5 protein-coding genes are annotated in these 5594 nt (G+C 65.2%); 1 reads left to right on the top strand and 4 read right to left on the bottom strand.

The genetic code is table 11. The annotated features are described in order from the left end of the window. Window positions 1-300 precede the first annotated feature (300 nt). Window positions 301-531, top strand: a complete 231-nt coding sequence (locus ABD209_RS15715; RefSeq protein ID WP_344067891.1) for a hypothetical protein — start codon at window positions 301-303, stop codon at window positions 529-531. Window positions 532-753: 222 nt separating this feature from the next. Here the strand turns inward: ABD209_RS15715 and tuf are convergent, their stop codons facing one another. The 4 genes from tuf to rpsL form a co-directional block, all read right to left on the bottom strand. Next, window positions 754-1950: an elongation factor Tu gene (gene tuf / locus ABD209_RS15710; protein ID WP_344067889.1), complete on the bottom strand. Its 1197-nt coding sequence runs from the start codon at window positions 1948-1950 to the stop codon at window positions 754-756. A 107-nt stretch (window positions 1951-2057) separates the two neighbouring features. Further along, window positions 2058-4172: an elongation factor G gene (gene fusA / locus ABD209_RS15705; protein WP_344067887.1), complete on the bottom strand. Its 2115-nt coding sequence runs from the start codon at window positions 4170-4172 to the stop codon at window positions 2058-2060. Window positions 4173-4282: 110 nt separating this feature from the next. Next, complete coding sequence (rpsG, locus tag ABD209_RS15700) at window positions 4283-4753, bottom strand: 30S ribosomal protein S7 (RefSeq protein ID WP_344067885.1); 471 nt, start codon at window positions 4751-4753, stop codon at window positions 4283-4285. Then, a complete protein-coding gene (gene rpsL / locus ABD209_RS15695) occupies window positions 4753-5127 on the bottom strand; it encodes a 30S ribosomal protein S12 (protein WP_344067883.1) in 375 nt (124 codons plus the stop codon). The genes rpsG and rpsL overlap by 1 nt, the downstream gene beginning before the upstream one ends. Window positions 5128-5594: the final 467 nt, after the last annotated feature.

Here is a 5594-nt window from a genome sequence, read left to right as displayed (position 1 = left end):
GCCCCCATGGGCAGATCCCATGGCCACCACCGGGCAGTTCTCATGACCGTCAGCGGGCAGGTCTCATGACCGCCACTGGGCAGTTCCTACTGGCCCTTGACACTCAAGCCCGATCAGGCGCTGTCCTACGGGTAGAAGTACAAGGACCCGCTGACCAAGCAGACGCTGAAGTCTGGCGCCTGGCGCTGGACCTGCACCCGCGCCGCGGCCAAGAAGGACAAGACCTGGGCAGACTTCATCGTCAGCTACACCTGGGACAACTCCACGCTCGCCGATCGCGTCGAGTCGTGGCGCAAAGGGATGACCGACGCCGGCGGTACCTGTGAGGTCGCGCCGGTCGCCGCGATCGGCGGTGGCGCCGCCGCGGTGACCTGCTCGACCCCGACGAATGCCGAAGAGGGTGTTTTCGCGCAATTCGGCAAGCTCGGGTTCACCTGCTCGCTCGCCGTCGGGCCTAAGCCGGATGTCGACCAGGTCAAGGGCCGCGCCGGCGACGCGTGCACCAAGGCGTTGCAGAGCATCCTGACGTGATCCCGCGAGCAGTCCTCCTCTCTACCTGGATTCCGCACGCCTACCTCGCTTTCCCACCCCTACCTGCCCCCGGGGCGGTGTTCGGGTGCGCAACGGCGTACGGGCGACTGCCCGTGAAACCGCGAGCGCAGCGAGCTTGGTTTATCGGAACAGAAAGGCGCAGCCCTCGCGAAGCGAGGACCGCGCCTTTCCGGGGTTCACGGGGCGGAGCCCCGTGCGGGGTTACTTCAGGATCTTGGTGACGCGACCGGCGCCGACGGTGCGGCCACCTTCACGGATCGCGAACTTCAGCCCTTCCTCCATGGCGATGGGCTGGATCAGCTCAACGGCCATTTCGGTGTTGTCGCCGGGCATGACCATCTCGGTGCCCTCGGGCAGCGAGACAACGCCAGTGACGTCGGTGGTGCGGAAGTAGAACTGCGGACGGTAGTTGTCGTAGAACGGCGTGTGCCGGCCACCCTCGTCCTTGGACAGGATGTAGACGTTCGCGTCGAAGTTCGTGTGCGGGGTGATCGAGCCGGGCTTGACGACAACCTGGCCGCGCTCGACGTCCTCACGCTTGATGCCACGCAGCAGCAGGCCGACGTTCTCGCCCGCGCGGGCCTCGTCGAGCAGCTTGCGGAACATCTCGACACCGGTGACCGTGGTCTTGGTGGCCGGGCCGGTGTGGATGCCGACGATCTCGACCTCCTCGTTGACCTTGAGCACACCGCGCTCGACACGGCCGGTGACGACGGTGCCACGACCGGTGATGGTGAAGACGTCCTCGACGGGCATGAGGAACGGCTTGTCCGTCTCACGCTCGGGCTCGGGGATGTATTCGTCGACCGCGTCCATGAGGGTCTCGATGGACTTGGCCCACTCGGCGTCGCCCTCGAGCGCCTTCAGCGCCGAGATGCGGACGACCGGCAGGTCGTCACCGGGGAACTCGTAGTCGGAGAGCAGCTCGCGGACCTCCATCTCGACGAGTTCGAGGATTTCCTCGTCGTCGACCATGTCGGTCTTGTTGAGCGCGACCACGATGTAAGGGACGCCGACCTGGCGGGCCAGGAGGACGTGCTCCTTGGTCTGCGGCATCGGGCCGTCGGTCGCCGCGACCACGAGGATCGCACCGTCCATCTGGGCCGCGCCGGTGATCATGTTCTTGATGTAGTCCGCGTGACCCGGGCAGTCGACGTGTGCGTAGTGCCGGCCCTCGGTCTGGTACTCGATGTGCGCGATCGAGATCGTGATACCGCGCTGCTTCTCTTCCGGAGCCTTGTCGATGTCATCGAACGCGAACTTCGGGTTGATGTCCGGGTACTTGTCGTGCAGGACCTTGGAGATCGCAGCCGTCAGCGTCGTCTTACCGTGGTCGATGTGACCGATGGTGCCGATGTTGACGTGCGGCTTGGTCCGCTCGAACTTTGCCTTCGCCACTTGGTGTCCTCCTCAGGACTCTTCTTGAACTACCGCTTACGACCGGGCAAGGACGTGGCGGCGGATTGGGGATTTTCAGACAGGGTGTCGACCGGTCAGTCTACCGGTCACTCGCCCCTGGTCTTCTTGATGATTTCCTCGGCGACCGACTTCGGGACCTCGGCGTAGGAGTCGAACTCCATCGAGTAGGTCGCGCGACCCTGGGTCTTGGACCGCAGATCACCGACATACCCGAACATCTCCGACAGGGGGACCAGACCGCGAACGATCTTGGCGCCGCTGATGTCCTCCATGGCCTGGATGTGGCCACGGCGGGAGTTGATGTCGCCGATGACCTCGCCCATGTAGTCCTCGGGTGTCCGGACCTCGACGGCCATCATCGGCTCGAGCAGCACGGGGTCGCACTTGCGCACGGCCTCCTTGAACGCCATCGAGCCGGCGATCTTGAACGCCATCTCCGAGGAGTCGACGTCGTGATAGCCACCGTCGAGCAGGGTCGCCTTGACACCGACGAGCGGGTAGCCCGCGAGGGTGCCGTACTGCATGGCGTCCTGAATGCCGGCGTCGACGGACGGGATGTACTCGCGGGGAACGCGGCCACCGGTGACCTTGTTCTCGAACTCGTACATCTCGCCCTCGGAGGTGTCCAGCGGCGCCAGGGCGATCTGCACCTTGGCGAACTGGCCCGAGCCACCGGTCTGCTTCTTGTGGGTGTAGTCGTACTTTTCGACACCGCGGCGGATGGTCTCCCGGTAGGCGACCTGCGGCTTGCCGACGTTGGCCTCGACCTTGAACTCGCGGCGCATGCGGTCGACGAGGATGTCGAGGTGGAGCTCGCCCATACCGGCGATGATCGTCTGTCCGGTCTCCTCATCGAGGTGGACCTGGAAGGTCGGGTCCTCTTCGGCGAGCTTCTGGATCGCGACGCCCAACTTCTCCTGGTCGCCCTTGGTCTTGGGTTCGATGGCGACCTGGATGACCGGCTCGGGGAAGGTCATCGACTCCAGGACAACCGGCTTCTCGATGTCGCACAGGGTGTCACCGGTGGTGGTGCCCTTCAGGCCGATGGCCGCGTAGATGTGGCCGGCGAGGGCCTCATCGACAGGGTTTTCCTTGTTGGCGTGCATCTGGAAGAGCTTGCCGATGCGCTCTTTCTTGACCTTGGTCGAGTTGAGCACCTGGGTGCCCGCGTTGATCCGGCCGGAGTAGACGCGGATGAAGGTCAGCGTCCCGAAGAAGGGGTGCGCGGCGACCTTGAACGCGAGCGCCGAGAAGGGCTCGGCGGCGTCCGGCTTGCGGATGATCTCGACGTCTTCGTCGCCGACGGCGTGGCCGTGCATGGGCGGCACGTCGATCGGGCTGGGCAGGAAGTCGACCACCGCGTCGAGCATCGGCTGGACGCCGCGATTCTTGAAGGCCGAGCCGCACAGGATCGGGTAGAGGGTGCTGCTGACGGTCAAGGCACGGATGGCGCCCTTGATCTCGGCGACGCTCAGCTCCTCGCCCTCGAGGTATTTCTCCATCAGGGCGTCGTCGGACTCCGCGACGCGCTCGACGAGCGCGTGACGGTACTCGTCGGCCTTGGCCTGAAGCTCCGCCGGGATCTCCTGGACTTCGTACTTGGCGCCCATGGTGACATCCCCCTTGGCGTCGCCCGGCCAGACCAGCGCGCGCATCTCGACCAAGTCGATGACGCCGATGAAGTCGTTCTCGGAGCCGATGGGCAGTTGGATGACCAGCGGCTCGGCACCGAGGCGGTCCTTGATGGTCTGCACGGTGAAGTAGAAGTCCGCGCCGAGCTTGTCCATCTTGTTGACGAAGCAGACGCGCGGCACGTCGTACTTGTCGGCCTGCCGCCACACCGTCTCGGACTGCGGCTCGACACCTTCTTTGCCATCGAAGACGGCGACGGCGCCGTCGAGGACGCGCAGCGAGCGCTCAACCTCGACGGTGAAGTCGACGTGCCCGGGGGTGTCGATGATGTTGACCTGGTTGCCGTTCCAGAAGGAGGTCACCGCGGCGGAGGTGATGGTGATGCCGCGTTCCTTCTCCTGCTCCATCCAGTCGGTCGTGGATGCACCGTCGTGGGTCTCACCGATCTTGTGGTTGACCCCGGTGTAGAAGAGAATGCGCTCCGTCGTCGTGGTCTTGCCGGCGTCGATGTGCGCCATGATGCCGATATTGCGGACCTTGGTCAGGTCCGTCAGGACGTCCTTTGCCACTTGCTGTTATCTCTCGCTCGATGCGAATCAGGTGCGTTTCGTTCGTGGTGCCGGCCGCGGGCCGTATGCCGTGGTGCCCGGGTGGGCAGACGGCATACGGCCGGATGCGATTACCAGCGGTAGTGCGCGAAGGCCTTGTTGGATTCGGCCATCTTGTGCGTGTCCTCGCGGCGCTTCACAGCGGCGCCAAGGCCGTTGGAGGCGTCGAGGATCTCGTTCATCAGGCGCTCGGTCATCGTCTTCTCGCGGCGCTGCCGGGAGTAGCCGACCAGCCAGCGCAGCGACAGCGTGGTCGCGCGGCCGGGCTTGACCTCGATCGGGACCTGGTAGGTCGCGCCACCGACACGGCGGGACTTGACCTCCAGGCTGGGGCGGACGTTGTCCAGCGCGCGCTTGAGAGTGGCCACTGGGTCGGTGCCGGTCTTGTCGCGGACGCCTTCGAGGGCGCCGTAGACGATGTGCTCGGCGATGGACTTCTTGCCGTCGAGCAGGATCTTGTTGACGAGCTGGGTGACCAGGGTCGAGTTGTAGACCGGGTCGACGACCAGCGGCCGCTTCGGGGCGGGACCCTTGCGAGGCATTATTTCTTCACCTTCTTGGCGCCGTAACGGCTACGGGCCTGCTGGCGGTTCTTGACACCCTGGGTGTCGAGTGCGCCACGAATGATCTTGTAGCGGACACCGGGCAGGTCCTTCACACGACCGCCACGCACGAGCACCATCGAGTGCTCCTGGAGGTTGTGACCGACACCGGGGATGTAGGCGGTGACCTCGATGCCGCTGGTCAGGCGCACACGGGCGACCTTGCGCAGGGCCGAGTTCGGCTTCTTGGGGGTGGTGGTGTACACGCGTGTGCACACGCCGCGGCGCTGGGGCGAGCCCTTCAGGGCAGGGGTCTTGACCTTGGAGGCCTTGTCCTGCCGGCCCTTGCGCACCAGCTGGTTGATAGTAGGCAAACTGCGTCCTTCGTTATCGTCGTTATCGCCGCGTCCTCGCGGCAACTCCTTGTTCTCGGCCCGCCGACCCCCGAGCTCGGGTGTGTCGGATCGGCCACTCTCCCCTGCACTCCCCAGCCGCCACCGCATCTGGTGTGGTGGACGTGGTTTGCCCGGCGAGAGGTGTGGGCACATCAGTCACCCTGGACTGCTGCCGTGCTTCCTCGGGCCCGCGAAGGCACGAATGACACAGGGATCCAGTCTAGTGGCGGGCTTCCTGGGGACAAAATCGGCGGGCGCGCCGACGCCTACGTGGGAGATGACCGGGTCACGAGGACCGTGTTGTCGCAGGTCACCGGTTAGGTTGGCGGGACCGAGGGGGCGTCCCTATGTTCGGTGTCAAGCGGCAGCGGCGGTGCGGGGCTGGTAGGGCTGGCGGTTGCGGAGCATGGCGTGTATGACGTCGCAGCGACGTCTGGCGAGACAGA

The sequence above is a fragment of the Nostocoides vanveenii genome, assembly GCF_039531165.1.
GTDB classification, from domain to species: Bacteria; Actinomycetota; Actinomycetes; order Actinomycetales; family Dermatophilaceae; genus Nostocoides_A; species Nostocoides_A vanveenii.
Note: the sequence above shows the minus strand (reverse complement) of the source record. Positions and strands in the feature narration are given on the sequence as shown.